General features: G+C 59.0%; 15 protein-coding genes. 5 read left to right on the forward strand and 10 right to left on the reverse strand.

Going from position 1 to position 16186, the window contains the following annotated elements:
• The 5 genes from NW837_RS05255 to NW837_RS05275 all read right to left on the reverse strand — a co-directional run.
• Positions 1-1729 (reverse strand): ArnT family glycosyltransferase (locus NW837_RS05255; protein ID WP_414329635.1); only part of this gene is annotated, 1729 nt, incomplete at its 3' end.
• A 148-nt stretch (positions 1730-1877) separates the two neighbouring features.
• Positions 1878-3629, reverse strand: coding sequence for a DUF2254 family protein (locus tag NW837_RS05260; protein WP_414329637.1), 1752 nt, complete (start codon positions 3627-3629; stop codon positions 1878-1880).
• A gap of 27 nt (positions 3630-3656) precedes the next feature.
• Positions 3657-5150, reverse strand: coding sequence for a signal recognition particle-docking protein FtsY (gene ftsY / locus NW837_RS05265; protein WP_414329639.1), 1494 nt, complete (start codon positions 5148-5150; stop codon positions 3657-3659).
• A 103-nt stretch (positions 5151-5253) separates the two neighbouring features.
• Positions 5254-6081 (reverse strand): DUF2993 domain-containing protein, encoded by an 828-nt coding sequence (locus NW837_RS05270; protein ID WP_414329657.1) that lies wholly within the window; start codon positions 6079-6081, stop codon positions 5254-5256.
• 68 nt (positions 6082-6149) lie between these two features.
• Positions 6150-6617, reverse strand: coding sequence for a hypothetical protein (locus NW837_RS05275; protein ID WP_414329640.1), 468 nt, complete (start codon positions 6615-6617; stop codon positions 6150-6152).
• Between the two features lie 327 nt (positions 6618-6944).
• Here NW837_RS05275 and NW837_RS05280 point away from each other — a divergent pair, with 327 nt between their 5' ends.
• Entirely contained in the window at positions 6945-7310 is a 366-nt protein-coding gene (locus tag NW837_RS05280) for a hypothetical protein (RefSeq protein WP_414329642.1), read from the forward strand.
• Positions 7311-7399: 89 nt separating this feature from the next.
• On the opposite strand, the gene NW837_RS05285 is transcribed toward NW837_RS05280, so the two are convergent.
• Both NW837_RS05285 and NW837_RS05290 read right to left on the reverse strand, forming a co-directional pair.
• A complete protein-coding gene (locus NW837_RS05285; protein WP_414329643.1) occupies positions 7400-8044 on the reverse strand; it encodes a M48 family metallopeptidase in 645 nt (214 codons plus the stop codon).
• A gap of 215 nt (positions 8045-8259) precedes the next feature.
• Positions 8260-8565, reverse strand: a complete 306-nt coding sequence (locus NW837_RS05290) for a hypothetical protein (protein WP_414329645.1) — start codon at positions 8563-8565, stop codon at positions 8260-8262.
• A 172-nt stretch (positions 8566-8737) separates the two neighbouring features.
• Here NW837_RS05290 and minC point away from each other — a divergent pair, with 172 nt between their 5' ends.
• The 4 genes from minC to NW837_RS05310 all read left to right on the forward strand — a co-directional run bounded on the left by minC (position 8738) and on the right by NW837_RS05310 (position 13406).
• Positions 8738-9472: a septum site-determining protein MinC gene (gene minC / locus NW837_RS05295; RefSeq protein ID WP_414329647.1), complete on the forward strand. Its 735-nt coding sequence runs from the start codon at positions 8738-8740 to the stop codon at positions 9470-9472.
• Positions 9469-10275: a septum site-determining protein MinD gene (minD, locus tag NW837_RS05300; protein ID WP_414329649.1), complete on the forward strand. Its 807-nt coding sequence runs from the start codon at positions 9469-9471 to the stop codon at positions 10273-10275. Before minC ends, minD begins: the two co-directional genes overlap by 4 nt.
• Positions 10276-10357: 82 nt before the next feature.
• Positions 10358-10660, forward strand: coding sequence for a cell division topological specificity factor MinE (gene minE, locus NW837_RS05305; RefSeq protein ID WP_414329651.1), 303 nt, complete (start codon positions 10358-10360; stop codon positions 10658-10660).
• 397 nt (positions 10661-11057) lie between these two features.
• Positions 11058-13406 (forward strand): cation:proton antiporter, encoded by a 2349-nt coding sequence (locus NW837_RS05310; protein WP_414329653.1) that lies wholly within the window; start codon positions 11058-11060, stop codon positions 13404-13406.
• Here NW837_RS05310 and NW837_RS05315 read toward each other — a convergent pair.
• The 3 genes from NW837_RS05315 to NW837_RS05325 form a co-directional block, all read right to left on the reverse strand.
• A complete protein-coding gene (locus tag NW837_RS05315; protein WP_414329655.1) occupies positions 13384-13752 on the reverse strand; it encodes a gamma-glutamylcyclotransferase in 369 nt (122 codons plus the stop codon). The two genes, NW837_RS05310 and NW837_RS05315, sit on opposite strands and share 23 nt — an antisense overlap.
• Positions 13753-13794: 42 nt before the next feature.
• On the reverse strand, positions 13795-14406 hold the full coding sequence (gene plsY, locus NW837_RS05320) for a glycerol-3-phosphate 1-O-acyltransferase PlsY (protein WP_041436109.1): 612 nt from the start codon (positions 14404-14406) through the stop codon (positions 13795-13797).
• A gap of 202 nt (positions 14407-14608) precedes the next feature.
• Positions 14609-16186, reverse strand: a 1578-nt coding sequence (locus NW837_RS05325) for a DNA gyrase subunit B (RefSeq protein WP_414329656.1), incomplete at its 5' end; no start/stop codon positions are given.

The following is a 16186-nucleotide window of genomic DNA, read 5'->3' on the forward strand; positions in this document are numbered from 1 at the left end:
CCAGTTGCCAGCCCTCCACCGCCGCTAGAGGTTGTAACCCCAAATCCCGGATCTCCACCTGTTCTGCCTGCACCGGAGAAACCCAAAGGTAGTCTCCATGCTCCCCTCGTCGCAGAGCCTGATCATCCACCCATCTCCCCGGATGGGGGGTATAAAAAGCGATGGCCTGGGCCTGACAGACATCCGGCAAGCCGCTGCGGCCAATATCCACCACCGTCTCCCCAGCCTCTGTCGAGGACTCCGTCCGAATAGCGCGAACGGACGGGGGCAGCATCTGGCTCCAATCCATGCGGGCAAAAGCAGGGCTGAAGTTGCCGAAATCAGGCCGCAAGACGATGGTGATCATGGCGAGGATCCCGGCCAACAAGAGGGTTCCCACCCACAGACTGCCGGCACAGCGCAACACCCGCCGCCAACTCCAGATCCCTGGCAGCAAGAGGTACAAAACACCGATCACCACCAGCGGCCAAGCATGAGGCTGTAGGAGCTCCAGACCGTCTACGCCCAGCCGGACGGCCACCCCCAAGCCCAACAGCAGCAGCCCCACCGCTGCCAGGCCCCAAGAGATCACCTGAGCCAGACGGGGCTTTAAGTGCAAGGACTCCGTCCCGCTAACGCGATCCGCACCGCTGACGCGACCCCGCATAGCCAACGCTTGATCCAAGGCTACCCCGGCCAAGAGAGCCAGCCAGGGGTAAAGCTGCACGGTGTAGTAGGGGGTTTTGGTGGGATAAAGCTGCAACAACAACAACAGCAGCAGGGGGAAAGACCAGATCAGCAGCGTGGATCCCGGCTGCTGGCGCACCAGGAGAAAGCCACCCACCAAAGCCAAAACCGTCCACGGGAAGCCATGAACGGGAATGTGCCAAAAGTAGTACCAGCCGGTGGCATCCGCATGGAAGGGCTCTTGCCCCAGATCCCACACCTTCCCCACCAGGGTGGTCAGCACCTGTGGGCCATACACCTGCATGGCTGGACCTAGCCAGAGGCCAAAAATCCCCAAGCCCAGCCCAAGCGCCAGCCAAAATGGGGCGGATCCCATCCAGCGGCGCCGTTGCTGCACGAGATAGGGGATCAAAGCCGCCCCCGGCAGCAGGATCATGGCACTTTTCATCAGCAGGCCCAGCCCGAAGGCCACTCCGGTTAGCCAAAACCAAACCCTGTGGCCGCGGATACCGTTGACCAGCCCCAGGATCCCCAGCAGCTCCAGAAAGGTCAAGGGCACATCCTGCCCCACCAGCCGCCCCTGCTGCACCCAGAGGTAGCACAGGGGCAAAACCGCCATCCCCAAAAAGGCCGCCCGCATCGGCAAAAAAAACCACCCAATCCAACCCACCAGGGGAATGGAGAGCAAAGCAGCGAGGATCCCTGGCAGCCGCGCTGCCCACTCGTTTACCCCGTACAGGGCAAAACTGAGGGCCACGCTCCAGGTGAGCAGAGGGGGTTTCTCGAAAAAAGGCTCCCCCAAAAAAGTGGGCCCCAGCCAATGCCCTCCCCGCAGCAGCTCGCGGGCCATTTGGGCATAAAAGCTCTCGTCGCAGCCAGCCAAACTGGGATCCGCCCCCGAAAGCACAAACAGAGGCACTGCCAGGCCCATGACTAGTAGGCTTAGGCCCCAAAAGGGCACTAGGTGCGGGTCGCGGCGAAACTGAACGAAGGAGCTGGATCCCGGCAGGGATCTGCGGCTAGGAGAACTGCCCAGACGGTTGGGGTTGCCGAAAGGACGCATGGGACTCCGTCCCGCTAACGCGATGGGACAAGTCAGCAAGGGGCGGCTCTAACCAGACTAGACAAGGACTCCGTCCCGCTTACGCGAGCGGCAGAATTTTTTAGGGAAGCTCCAGAGATCCAGAGGAGCTCTAAGGACTCCGTCCCGCTTACGCGATCAGCTTATCTGCCGGCAAGGTTAAGCCCTGAAACCAGCTAAAAAACTGCTCGGCATAGGGCCAAAGAGCGGGCTCCAAGTAGTAGAAGTTCTCCCCCCGGTCGGTAAACTCCCAAAACTCTGCAGCCGTAGAGAGCAGCTCTTGGTGGATGCTCTGTAGGCGCGCCAGGGGCTCGTGCTGCATATCCTGATAGATCAGCCTGGCCCAGTCCTCCCGGCCACGACTGAGGAAATAGGCTGCCAAGCGGACTTGGGTTTTGCGGATCCCACGCAGGGTGGTTTCCTGTTGCTCGCTTTCGGGATCCTGATCCAGACGTAACAAGGCTTGCACAATGGCTTCCGTTGTTTCAGAGCCCAGAGCACAGCTCGACTGGGCCAACATTCCCAGATCAAAGCCAAAGGTTTCAGATAGGAAAAAGAGGCCAGCTTTGTAGGCAATTAAGCTGTAGTAGCGAAAGTAGCCAACAATCTGCAAGACCAGAGCCGACTGGCGGTGTTGTAGGGCTGCCTCGGCCAACAAACGGTATTGCTTGAGCAGGTTGTAGCCGCTGCGGATGTCTCGCGCGTTGATGACGGCCCGCAGATAGGTATTGAAAAACTTGATCACCCACCCCGCTACCGTGAGTTGTTGGGTTTCCAGGGCGCGGATCCCCAGCTCCCGGCTGTGAATGGCCACCAGGGTGCTCGCCTGGCGCATGCCGTTTAGCCCTTCGGCAAATAAGGCTTGATACTGCCGCAGGATCTTCAGCTCCAGCCAGGATCCTTCTGCCTCAATCTGGCTCAAGAGTCCCTTATCCACCGAAGCAAAGTCTGGATCCCGCCGCAGAGCCGGGGTAAAGAGAAACCAGGCAGGGGGCAGTTGTGCTTTGTGAGCAGCATAGAAGACCCACAGAGACTTCAAGCTGTCCAAGGCTTCCAAGAGAATGCTTCCCTCCTGTTGGCGGAGAGCGCTGGTGGCGATGCTTTTGATTTCATCCAGAGCCGAGAGGCAGCGCTGATGAGCTGGCGAGCATTCGCCCATTGGAGAGTGCTGCTCTGTTGCTATGCCTACGGCACCCTGTATTCCTGCGCATCGCTGTTGCTGCACAACGTTGTCGTGACGAGGCCGCAGTTGCAGTGAACAACGGGAGAAATAGCCCCTCTTGGATCCGGAGTCCGATCCTGATCTCCTGGAAGCAAGGGATCCCAAAACGGCCTGCCGCACTTGCTGCTCAATGCGATGGATAATCGAAGCCGGCTGCAAAAAGTGAAACACGAAGCGAAAGTAGGGGATCAGCATCAAAAACGAAGCTGTGCCCAGCAGCAGATTCAGCCCGACGAGCAACCCTGGAGGGTGTTGCTCCGCAACGCCAACACGAACGTAAAAGCCCAGGGCTGCCGAACTCCACAAACTGACCACATTGGCCAAAATCAGGAAAAAGAAGAGGTAGAAATTGACTTTCTCGCGCAAAAACAGCTCCGTGACCTTTGGCGTGAAGCGATCCGCGCTCAACTGCACCACAATGGCCACCACCGAGAGGGTAAAGCCCAGCACCCCCGACAACACCTGAGCCAAGGTGGTTACAAATTCCTGCAAAGCTTCTGTATCCTGCGTGGATCCCGCCCGAACCAGGTTCAACCCGCTCTGGATCCAGCGGTGCCCACCCCAAGCCCAAAGCAAACCTGCCCCCACCACTGCAGCACTCCAGGGCAGAAAGCGGGGGCGACGCCCAACAAAGCCTGGATCTGTGTGTCTCTCTTTCACAATGGCCCTTCTCAGAGAGGGGGTGCCTCAATACTCGCTTAGAAGAGCTTCCACAAACTCGTAGCTGGAAAAAGGCCGCAGATCTTCTAGCCCCTCGCCGGCGCCGATAAAGCGGATGGGTAGGTTCATCTGCTGCGTAATGGCCAGGGCAATCCCCCCCTTGGCGGTGCTATCCAGCTTGGTCAGGATCACGCCGCTCAACTTGGCAGCCTCGGCAAACACCTCGGCTTGGCGCAACCCGTTTTGCCCTTGGGTGGCATCCAGCACCAGAAGGCTTTCTACTTTGGCTTCGGGAGCTTTTTTGTCAACGATGCGGCGGATCTTGGCCAGCTCGTCCATCAGGTTTTTCTTGTTTTGCAGACGGCCTGCCGTGTCCACCAACAGCAGCTCTGTGCCCCTGGCCTTGGCGGCTGTGATGGCGTCAAAGACCACTGCTGCCGGATCGGCATTGGGAGAGGGATTGGCGATTACCTCTACCCCTGCTCGCTCTGCCCAAACCTTGAGCTGCTCCACAGCAGCAGCCCGGAAAGTATCAGCAGCAGCAATCAGACAGCGGTATCCAGACTTGCGGGCGACATGGGCAATTTTGCCAATGGTGGTGGTTTTGCCCGCCCCATTCACCCCGACAATCAGCCAAATGTTGAGCGTGTCCCGTTGTGGGGCAAAGGTGGGATTCCCCACCGTCAACATCTGCCGCATCTGCTGCTTGAGGTATTTGACGGCCTCCTCTGGGGGCACCACCTCCTCTCGCATGCGCTTTTGTAGGGCTTGGATGATCTGCTCGGTGGCGTCGATCCCCACATCGGCCTGCAGCAACAGGGCCTCAATTTCTTCCACAGCCTTCTGATCCAGAGGGCCGCGGCCTACCAGGGCTTTCAACTGGTTGATCAGGTTAAGGCGGGTTTTGCCCAAGCCTCGCCGCAGCTTTTGCAGCCAGGAGATTTCCTCAACGGAAATCTCTTCCGGTTTGCGCCCTTGAGCCGCCAGGATCTCGGCTGACCAGCGGAAGCCCTCATCGAAGACCAGCTCTTCCGGCCCCGTCTCTGGAGAGGGAGCAACGGCTGGAGTCACCGGCTCGGGTTTGGGCTCATCCACGGCGCTGGCTTGCAGGGCTTGGAGACGCTCAGCAGCACGGGGAGCCAGATCAAAAAACGAGGGAGCTGCCGCCGGCTGCACAGGGGGCGATTCTGGAGATGCTGGTTCTTGTGTTGGAGTGGAGGACTGGACGGGTTCACGGGGTTCTGCTTGGGCAAGTGGGCCGGAGTCCTCAGTCGAGGCCGGTGGCTGCAGCTGGACGGATTCTGCTCGCGCAGGCGGGGCGGACTCCTCGGTTGCCGGTGGGGCTTGGGCAGCAGCACGGGCCTTCAGGTTGGCATAGGCGGCTTTGGCAAAAGCCAAATAGTCTTCCGGGGAGATCTCCGCCGGTTCTGTGGCTGGCGCGGGGGCTGGTGGCGAAGACTCCGCTTCACCAGGAGAGTCGGTAGAGTCGGTATAGCGGCGGCGAAACCAATCGAAGGCCATAATCCCATCTCCAGCCTGGCTGATCTTTATCCAGTTTGACAGAGCAGCTCTCCTGCTAGAGCGCAGCCCTGGGGAGCTCATCCCTGCTCAATGGGGATCCCCGTTAGCGGGACGAGGTCCTTTCCAACCCTTCCACCCGCACAAACCCAATCACCTGCAACTGGTCAGGCTCTATCTCTAGGCTGAGCACCCGCATCAGGATCCCAATCTCTTCCAGCTCTTGCAGGTCAAGCACCTCATTGAGCCCGCCCAAAAACGCTGCTGAGATCTCATCGGGAACCCGCACAGAACCGATCACAAACTCCGGATTCTCCAGCTTTAGGCTGCGCCCTTCTTCCACGCGGATCCCGGTGTTAAACACCACCTCCACCGCTCGCGTTAGCGGGACGGAGTCCTTTTGCTCAGTACCGCCGTCTTTCTCCACCAAGAGGGCAGAGAGCTGAATGCGGCTGGGATCCGAAAACTCGACTCGAGGCTGACGCAGATCAAAACGGCGAGCTTCCTTTCCAGCTCCCCCAAAGGGCAGATCGGCGCGGATATCCTGAAACTGGCGGAGCACCTCTGGCTTGTTGAGGGCAGCATTCAAGTCCTCTTCCCGCACCAACACCCGTACCGCCGCTTGCAGAGGTCGCGCCAGGCGCAAGGGAGCCCCCTGGAAAAAAGAGGGGTCAATTGCCACCGGATCGGTTTCCAGCTCCAGAAGCTCGATGCGGGGAAAGGGCGCTCGATAGAGCCCGCGACCGGCAATCAGCAGGCGATCCGCTTGGCCATTCAGCAGTCGGTAATTGGGCTGGCTTTGAATACGCACCTCCAAAACCTCTGCCCGATCCAACTGATCCAGCAAAAGCTGCCGCGCCGTCTGATCCGCCAGATAGCCCGCTCCTCCTCCCAAGCTCGCCAACAGCCCCAAGAGAACCGCCAGGATCTCCATGCTCACTGCCCTGCTGTGCCCTAACCTAGGTTAGCAAGGGGATCCCTGGCCCCCCTTGGGGATCCGGGCTAGCGCATCACCTTGAGGGGGCTGGCCTCAATGGGGCGATTGCCCATAAAGGTTTTGGCAATTTTCAGGCCATCGGCCATTATCGGGCGATTGAGCGTGGGATCATGGATGAATTTGGCGCCAGAGGCAACCGTTGGGCGTCCCTCCCCCCAAGTGTCCACGACTTTGAGAGTTGCAGCAGCAACTGGACGTCCGTCGGCATAGTAATCCACCACTTTCAGGGTTGAAGCCCCAACCGGACGGTGGTCAATCTCAATTTCGCTGAACTTGACAGGGCTGGGAAACACGGGCGGGCCGGATTTCTCCCCCAGCAGTACCGGCATCTGAGCAGCCGCAGAGGCCCCATCAGCAGGCAGGGGAGCCAGGTTTAGAGCGTTACCCGTTTGCGTTAGCGGGAGGGCGTCCTTTCCCATAGAAGAAGCCTCTTGCTCTGGAAGCGTGCCGGAATGACCATTTGGAACGGCCATAAGAAACTCCTGAGTTGGTAGAGATAATGAACAAAACAGGACGGGAAAGGGCAGGAAGCTAGATCCCAGTGGAGCGCTGCAGAAGAGGGATACCCTTGGCAAGGCTAAAGGTTGGCCTCCCCAGGTTCAAATGAGTGAGACTGAATCTCGAATCTAAAGATATTCTAAACCAAAGTTTGGCATGGGATCCGCCGGCTGTGACCCAACGGTTCCTGAGACGATGCCGGCCAGTCGCGTTAGCGTTGCGTAGCTATGACGTCCTCTTCGCTCCAGCCACTCCCTGGCAAAATCCAAAGCGGACGGTACACTAGTGAGTTAGCAAAGTCTATGGCAGGGATCCCCTATTCCTATTGGCGCTGGGCAAGGTGGCCGGCACCGGCTCTGTGGGCGTTGCTGCTTTGGTTTGCTCCTGCAGCTCGAGCTTCTACCCTGGACGCGCCCCCATTTGACCTGAATGTTGTCCGCTCCCGTTCTCTGCCGTGGAGACATCCTCTTCTTGTTCCCGAGCAGAAGGATCCCATCCCATCCGCTCGTGTTGGCGAGACGGAGTCCTGGGCTGAAGTCGAGGTGACAGAGCCTCCTTTCCTAGAGTTCACCCTTGAAGAAAGCAACGCAGCTGTTGCCCTATTTGGATGCGATTGCCCGGCCCACCTCAACCAGTTGCGGAGACTACGCGGTCTGCCTTTGCTGTGAAGCACAGCTCCACCAGTAACTGTCCCTGACAAAGAAACACAGGGAGCCATCCAGCCGGTCTTGGGCAGAAGAGATCCCCCTGGGCCGAGTTAGGGCAGGACAGGGAGTAGCGGCAGGATCTCAATCTCGGTGCGTTGGGTTTGTTCGGGGGATCCGGAGGGCCAAATGGAGCCGCCGGAGCCGTGGAGTGGAACGGTCTGACCGGCTGGGCTGACCATGCCGTGCTGAGTGATGAGCTGGTTGAGGCGGGCAATGCGCTCCGAGACGGGGGGATGGGTGCGCAGGAACTCTGGCACAGATCCGCGGGATTGCAACTTGGCCAAAAATTGCGGCATGCCCTGCGGGTCAAACCCGGCGCGATAGGCTGCCCCCAGACCTTTTTCATCGGCGATAAACTCGTTTTCACGGCTCTGCGGGCGCCGTACTCCCAATTCCAGGGCCAGAGCGGCCAGGGTACTGTCGTTGAGCCCCAACAATTGAGCCCCAAACTGGGCAGTGGCAGCCTGCTGCAGTTGTTGCAGGCCGTGGCGTTCGCCGATGTGGGCCACCTCGTGGGCCAGCACGGCGGCAATCTGGTCGTCGTTGTCGGCGGCTGCGAGGGCACCGGTGGTGATGTAGACAAAGCCTCCCAGTGTGGCAAAGGCGTTGATGTCGGGATCTTCCACCACTTGAAAGGTGTAGGGCAGATGGGGCCGTTCGCTGTGGGCGGCCACCCGTTGGCCAATGCGGTTCACCCGCTCGACCCAGTAGGGATCCGAACTGAGGCGAAGTTGTCCCCGCGCTTTCAGCTAGAAATCGCAGGAGCCCCGCACTGTACCCGTAGGTTCAGTGTTGGGAGGAATGCGCTTTGATGAAGTATAATGGACCTTAATGGTGCAAGCGTAATTGCGCTTTTTGGGGCTGCTGTAAACCAGCCTAGAGGTCCGTGGTTGGCTTGCCAACTGCAGGGCTACTGAAAGCCCGCCCTGTACCGCTTAGCGGTCAGAGTCGGGTAGTTTACTTGTCGATCGATCTGGCGGCCTAAGCTCACCTCTTGGGCATCGTTCAACTGGCTCACCTGCAGCCACTGAAGGCCATGAATCAGCAAACGGCCCAGATCTTGGGCATGGGCAGGGGATCCCATCCCAGATGCCGCAAGAATGCTGAGTAGGGCAATGGCGACCGGTCTCACCGCGCGAGAACTCCACCCCTTGGAGAGGAGAGGCTCCTGTCCTGCTGGCGCGAGCAGCCTGAGGGTGTGGCGAGGTTTCAACATCAGGAATTGGCTCCATCAAGTACCCTCAAGTTAGCGATCCCGAAGCAAGATTGTCCTGCCACCCAAGCGAAACCGCTTTGCTATCAAGGGCAACCGCCGAGAGAGTTTCCCCTGGCTTGGGGGAATGGAATAGGATAGGGCTCTATACTCGGGCAGATGTTCAAGCGCGGTCATGACGGGATCCCCTACATGGAACCCTGAAATCTCCCCATCTCCAGACTCCTGGGCCACGGGCAGCGTTTACTTTCGGTCGGATGCCCAGGGGATCCATCTGCACTTGCCCAGCACCTTGCCTTGGGAGGAGCTTTGGGAAAACCTGGTTTGGCAGTTGCGCAGCCGCAAACCCTACTGGGCCGGGGTCGCTCCCCTCACCCTCTGGAGCCAGCAGCGAGAGCTGGACATGCCCACCCTACAACTTCTTGCTGCCCTATTGTCTCAGCATGGACTGCAACTGTGGCGCGTTCAAACTCGATCCCGCTCGACAGCGATTGCAGCAGCGACGTTGGGGTATTCTGTGGAGCAATCTTCCCTTTTGGAGGCAGTTCCCCCTGCTCCCCCAGACACCACACCTCTGTACCTACGTTCGACGGTGCGCTCTGGCATGTCCGTGCGTCACAGAGGATCCGTATTCCTGTTGGGGGATCTCAACCCCGGCGGCGAGATCATTGCTGGAGGAGATATTTGGGTTTGGGGACGCTTGCGGGGCCTGGTTCACGCGGGGGCCGACGGCGACAAGGGAGCTGTAATCTTGGCTTTGCAGTTGGAGCCCACTCAGTTGCGCATTGCCGATCAAGTGGCCCGTCCGCCAGAAGGTGGATCCCTGCCCAACACCCCTGAAGTGGTTTACCTGCAGGAGGATGTCATCTGCGTCGCCAGCCTTCAGGATTTTTTGCGGAGAGGAGTATGAGCCGAGTCATTGTCATAACCTCTGGTAAAGGTGGAGTCGGCAAAACCACCGTGACGGCCAACCTGGGCACTGCCTTGGCGCGCTTGGGTCGCTCGGTGGTGGTGGTGGATGCAGACTTTGGCCTGCGCAACCTGGATTTGCTGCTGGGGCTGGAGAATCGGGTGGTGTACACAGCCCTAGAGGTGATCGCCGGGGAATGTCGCCTCGAGCAAGCTTTGGTGAAAGACAAGCGCACCCCCAATCTCTCGCTGTTGCCGGCAGCCCAAACCCGCAACAAAACGGCGGTGCATCCGGATCAGATGCGCCAGTTAATCGAGAAGCTGGCCAGCAGCCATGACTATGTGCTGATCGATTGTCCTGCTGGGATCGAACAAGGGTTTCGCAATGCCATTGCCGGGGCCAACGAGGCCATCATCATCACCACCCCAGAAGTGGCAGCGGTGCGGGATGCAGATCGCGTGGTGGGCTTGTTGGAAGCCGCCCAGATTTCATCGACTCAGCTGATTGTCAACCGCCTGCGCCCGGACATGGTGGCAGCCGGCCAGATGATGTCGGTGGAAGATGTGGTGGAGGTGCTGGCCATCCCGTTGGTGGGTATTATTCCAGAAGACCGCGAGGTGATCGTCTCCACCAACAAAGGGGAGCCCCTGGTTCTCTCCGCCAATCCAACTCTGGCTGCTCAGGCCATCCAGCGCATTGCCCGACGGCTGGAAGGGGAAACAGTGGACTTCCCCAAGATGGCCAGTTTGGGCGAGTCCTTTTGGGAGAGGGCCAAACGGTTTTTAAACCAAAAGGTGCTCTGACGACTGTTCCATCTCTAATTCATCCAGGTTGCAATGGCAATTTTGACCTGTTTACAACTGAGTAACAAAGCTAACAAAACCTATGCTCCTCGATTTTTTGGATCAGCTTTTTTCTCGGCACTCCGGCAACAGCCGCCATCAAGCCAAGCAACGGTTGAAGCTGATCTTGGCCCATGACCGCGCTGACCTCACCCCGGCGGCGCTGGAATCAATGCGCCTGGAGATTTTGGGGGTGGTGTCCCGCTATGTGGAGCTGGATTCAGAAGGGATGCAGTTTCACTTGGCCACGGAAGGGGGAACGACTGCTCTTATTGCCAATCTGCCTATCCGTCGCGTTAAGCCCTTAGAGACCGGTCTCAGCCGCTCAGAAGGCGAGAAAGCCTAGAAGGGGAGATTTCTGGCAGCATGTTAATTGGCCTTCATTCCAACAGGGCTCCCAATGCCAGAGTGGTCGTCAAGCTCGCTCTGTGATAGGTTGAGGTAAGTCGTGTGTACTGTAGAAAGAGTGGAGCTGGGTGTAGCTTTTGCAACTTTATGAAGCCAGCACACAGAGGTTAACTAAATGTTAACTCTGCATGTTCGAGCTCATGAACTGCTGACGTGATGGGCAGAGCCACCTTGACGATTGGAGACTTTCCAGCAGTCTGTATTGGCGTTAGCGTTGCGGAGTAATAACGACGTTAACGATGGAAACAAAACGATGGAAACAATGAGAGGGTTGGCGTTCAGTAGCTGGAAAGGTAAGGGCTCCGTCCCGCTATTGCGTTCGGTTAAGCCTCAATATGCAAGATTCATTTGAGCTGACGATCCTGTTTACGCTAGCCCTGGTGGCTGGGATCGCTGCTCAGGTGCTGGCCAATTTTGTCAAAGTGCCCAGCATTGTATTCCTGCTGCTGTTTGGCCTGTTGCTGGGGCCAGATGGTTTGGGCTGGGTTCACCCCCAAGTCATGGGATCCGGGCTGGAAGCGCTGGTGTCGTTGGCGGTGGCTCTGATCTTGTTTGAGGGGGGACTGAACCTGCGGCTGCAACGTCTCAATCCGGTATCGGATAGCCTGCGCAATTTGGTTTTGTTGGGATCCCTGCTGACCCTGGTGGGGGGAGCGGCAGCAGCTCACTATCTGGGGGAGTTTCCCTGGCGGCTGGCCTTTTTATTTGGATCCCTGGTGGTGGTAACGGGGCCGACGGTGATCAACCCTATCCTGAAGCGGGTACGGGTCGATCCGGCAGTCAGCACGCTCCTGGAGGGAGAAGGGGTGCTGATCGATCCCATCGGGGCCATTCTGGCAGTGGTGGTGCTGCAGGTGGTGCTCTCCGGCCATCCCAGTTTTCTCATGGCCTTGGAACAGTTGTCCAGCCGTCTGGCCATCGGGTCGGCGGTGGGAGCGCTGGGGGGCTGGCTGATGGGATCCTTCCTGCTTTGGTCGCGGCAGTTTTTAACCGAGGAGCTGCGCAACTCGGTGGTGCTGGCGGGGGCCCTGGGGGTGTTTGCCTTGGCCCAGTCGCTGCGATCGGAGGCGGGGCTGATGGCAGTGGTGATGGCGGGCCTGGTGGTGCGGCAGAAGGCGGCCATTGCCGAGCGGGGTGTGCGGCAGTTTCACGGCCAGTTGGTGGTGTTGGCCATCTCGGTGATCTTTATTTTGCTTACCGCCACGCTCTCCCTCAAGGCGGTGTTTGCCCTGGGCTGGGGCTCCCTGGCCACAGTGCTGTGTTTGATGCTGGTCATCCGTCCCTTGAGTGTGTGGCTGTGTACCTGGCGCAGCGACCTGAATTGGCGGCAGAAGCTGTTTGTGGCTTGGCTGGCTCCTCGGGGCATTGTGGCGGCTTCGGTGGCCTCCTTGTTTGCCATTCTGCTGACAGAACGGGGCATTACTGGGGGGGATGCCCTCAAGGCGCTGGTGTTTTTGACCATCTCGGTGACGGTGACGGTACAGGGGCTGACCGCGGCTTGGGTGGCCCGTTGGCTGGGTCTGGATCAGGGCAGTTCCACCATAATCATCGGCGATCATCCCCTCACCAACCAATTGGCCCAGTTGATGCGCTCGCTCAACCAGACGGTCGAGGTGATCCCGTTGGTTTCTGGGTCTTCCAAAAATGGGCACGGCAGCTACAAAGCTCCCCACCCAACAGACGGTAAGGACTCCATCCCGCCATCCCGTAAGTCCTCCACATCCCTGTCAGGAACGCCGAAGCGTCGTCCAGCAGATGGCTTGCCCCCACAACTTCATTCCTCTGACGGCAACGGCACCCACAAGTCTGCCCCAAGCCAGGAAGTCGGCAAGCCAGAAGCCATCCCCGGATCCCTGCAGGAAGCTGTACTGAACGAGTCTGCTTTGTTGAAGGCCGATATCGACCATGCGGAAACTCTGTTGATCCTGACTCTGGATCCGCAGGTGAACTGGGCCATTGCCGAGTTGATGGTGAAACTCTCGGTTTCGGCCACCATCTGGACGGTGTTGCTGCCGGATATGCCCATCTCAGAAGGGATCCGCACCTTGCAGCCTTCCTTCCCCCAACTGCAGCGCTGGGCCGGCTATCTGGAGGCCAACCGGGCTGAGCTGCGCTCGATCACCCTACCCACGTTGGCAGACCTGGGCCTGCCTCTCCCTTTATCGCTACGTGACGCTTCTGCGAATGCGGCCTCAACCCTGCCGGAGGCAGTGCGGAGCAATAGAGCTGATGTCTTGACGGCTCAAGAGTCGTTCCCGACAGCGGTGCGGAGCGCTTTTTCAGCACCAGCGCTGCCCAATCCCTTCCTGGCCCAGATGGGACTGGAGGATCCCACCCTTGAACGGCTGCGGGATCAGTTTGCCTATCGAATCAAAGCCGATCTATGCCTGCCCTTGTTGTTGGTGCGCCCGCAGCGGCTGAGGAGCGGCTCATCTCGACCGGGTCGGCTCTTCTACCTGCCTGAGCCAGACATTTGGCGACGCGGGGATCGCATCTACTACCTGGAGCGCGTTTCCAGCCCTGTGGATGCCGGTGCTCTCTCCGCCAAAGAGTCTGATTCCCAAGAATGGGATCCGTCGGCAGCCGTTCGCGTTCGCGACAGCGGTGCGGAGCACAACAGTGGGATAGAGTCTTTGGTGCTGCCCCAGTATGTTGAGGGCGTCAAGCTCCACTTTGATCTCTAGCCAGCCAGCGGCCACTGGGGATGAGGGAACACCCCTGCACCTGCTCAGGCCGACCCAGATAAACCCAAGCAAAGGTGCCGCTATCCAGTTGCACCCACTGCCGTTCGTACACCCGCGGGTGGTCTTCCAGCTCGTCCAATCGGGGCAATAGACTCAAGGGGATGCGGTAGCACTCGCCGTAGAGCCGGTTTCGGCCACGAACTGCCATCGGGTAGGGGCCGAGACTGTAAAGATCAATGTGGTTGAGGCTGTCTGTCCCCAAAAATTCTGCCCCCTGCAGCAAGCTGTGGTATTGGCCGCCCCGCAGCAGGGATCCGTAGACAAAAACCACTGTGGTCGGTTGCATAGCGTTGCGGAGTAATACAGCTGCTTCACAGTGCCTTGAAAATTAGGGAGATTGCGTCCATTTTTGGCCAATGCGCGGCTCCGACCCGGCCAGTAGGCGCTCGATGTTGCGCCGATGAGCACCGATCACATACACCCCGCCCGCCAACGCAAACAACAAATAGGGCAAAGGTTGAGCTGTTGCCCACATCACCACCGGAGCCGCCACTGCCGCCAGCAGGGAGCTGAAGGAAACGATGCGGGTGAGGGCGAGCCCCAGCAGCCAGACGCCGAAAGTTGTCAGGGCTACTGGCCAAGCCATAGCCAACAAGATCCCCAGGCTGGTGGCCACCGATTTGCCCCCCCTGAAGCCCAGCCAGCAGGAACGGCTATGGCCGATCACCGCGAACAATGCCGCCAAAACCACCCACCACGCGGATCCCAAGGCCGATCCCAGAGCCACTGCTGCTGCCCCCTTGGCAGCATCCACCAGCAACACCAGCAGGGCGGGCCCCTTGCCCAACGTCCGCAACACATTGGTTGCTCCGGTAGAGCCGGATCCCTGTTGACGAATATCGATCCCCCCCCACCAACGGCCTACCCAATAGCCGGTCGGGATGGATCCCAGGAGATAGCCCCCCAGCACCGCAAGAAGAGCCGTAAGCAATGCAGGCATAGCAGGATCTGGAACGCTCTTCCCTCACTTTGCCACAGGGTCTGGGCTGCAACTGGGATCTTGCCCCGTCCGGGAGCTTTTGGCTGCTCGCGGCCTCGTCTGCAACACCGTTACGTTCGCGCCAGCGGTGCGGAGCACTTTCCCCCTGCCGTGGGCCCCGAAGAGGCGGGACAGAGTTCTCTCCACCCAATATCGAGAGTCGCTAAATATCGAGAGCCGCCAGATCCAAATGGGCACTGTGGGCCTCAATAAACTCCCGTCGGGGACCAACAGCATCTCCCATCAAGATGGTGAAAATGCGATCCGCCTCCACCGCATCTTCGATGGTGATTTGTTTGAGGGTGCGCGTTGCCGGGTTCATGGTGGTCTCCCAAAGTTGTTCGGGCATCATTTCCCCCAGACCCTTGAACCGTTGGATGGTGTACTTGGTGTTGGCAGGCAGCCCCCGCAGGATCTGGTCTTTCTCGGCGTCGCTGTAGCAGTAGCGAACATTGTTGCGACCCCACTCGATTTTGTAGAGCGGCGGACAGGCGATATAGACATAGCCCTGTTCCAGAAGCGCCTTTTGATAGCGGTAGAAAAAGGTCAGCAACAGGGTGCGAATGTGGCTGCCGTCCACGTCAGCATCGGTCATGAGGATGATGCGGTGGTAGCGCAGTTGGCTGGGATCAAATTCATCCCCTTTCACCCCCAAACCCAGCGCTGTGATCATGGCCTGAATTTCGGCGTTTTTGTAGATCTTGGCGGGATCCGCCTTTTCAATGTTGAGGATCTTGCCGCGCAAGGGCAACACCGCCTGAAACTGCCGATCCCGACCTTGTTTGGCGCTGCCGCCTGCAGAGTCGCCCTCCACCAAATACACCTCAGATTCCGCCGGGTCGCGGCAACTGCAATCGGCCAACTTCCCCGGCAGCGTGGAAGATTCCAGGGCAGATTTGCGCCGCACCAATTCTCTGGCCCGCCGGGCTGCCTCGGCAGCATTGAAGGACTGGATGGCCTTATCGACGATCCCCCTGGCCACGTTGGGGTTGAATTCCAAGTACTCCGTGAGCGCCTCGGAGACGAGGGTTTGCACAATGCCCCGCACCTCGGTGTTGCCCAACTTGGTTTTGGTTTGCCCCTCAAACTCGGGGTTAGGCACCTTGACCGAGACGATGGCCGTCAACCCCTCGCGCACATTTTCTCCAGCCAGGTTGCTGTCGGAATCCTTCAGCTTGTTGAGTTTGCGGGCTTGGCTGTTGATGGTGAGGGTGAGAGAGGTTTTCAGGCCCTCTAGGTGGGTGCCTCCTTCGCTGGTGCGAATGTTGTTGGCAAAGCCAATCAAAGTATCGGTGTACACATCCGAGCACCACTGCAGGGCCACTTCCACCTCCACGCCATCCCGCTCCCCTCGGATGTAGATGATGTCAGAGTGGATGGGCGTTTTTTCGTGGTTGATGAAGGCCACATATTCCTTGATGCCGCCTGCATATTGATAGGTTTCGCAGTGAGGCGGATCCCGCCGCAGATCGCTAAAGGTAATTTTCAAGCCGGCATTGAGGTAGGCCAATTCGCGAAAGCGGGCCGCCAATACGGCATAGTCAAACTCTCGCTCGGGAAAGATCAGCCCATCCGGCTTGAAGCGCACCTCTGTACCCCGCCGATTGGATCCCTTGGGCTGGGGTTCGGATTTCAGGGATCCCACCACCGCCCCGCGCTCGAAACGTTGAAAGTAAACCTTGCCCTCTCGCCAAACCGTCACCTCCACCCATTCGGAGAGGGCATTCACCACCGATACGCC

The organism is Synechococcus sp. R6-10 (assembly GCF_047461815.1).
In the GTDB taxonomy this organism is placed as follows: domain Bacteria; phylum Cyanobacteriota; class Cyanobacteriia; order Thermostichales; family Thermostichaceae; genus Thermostichus.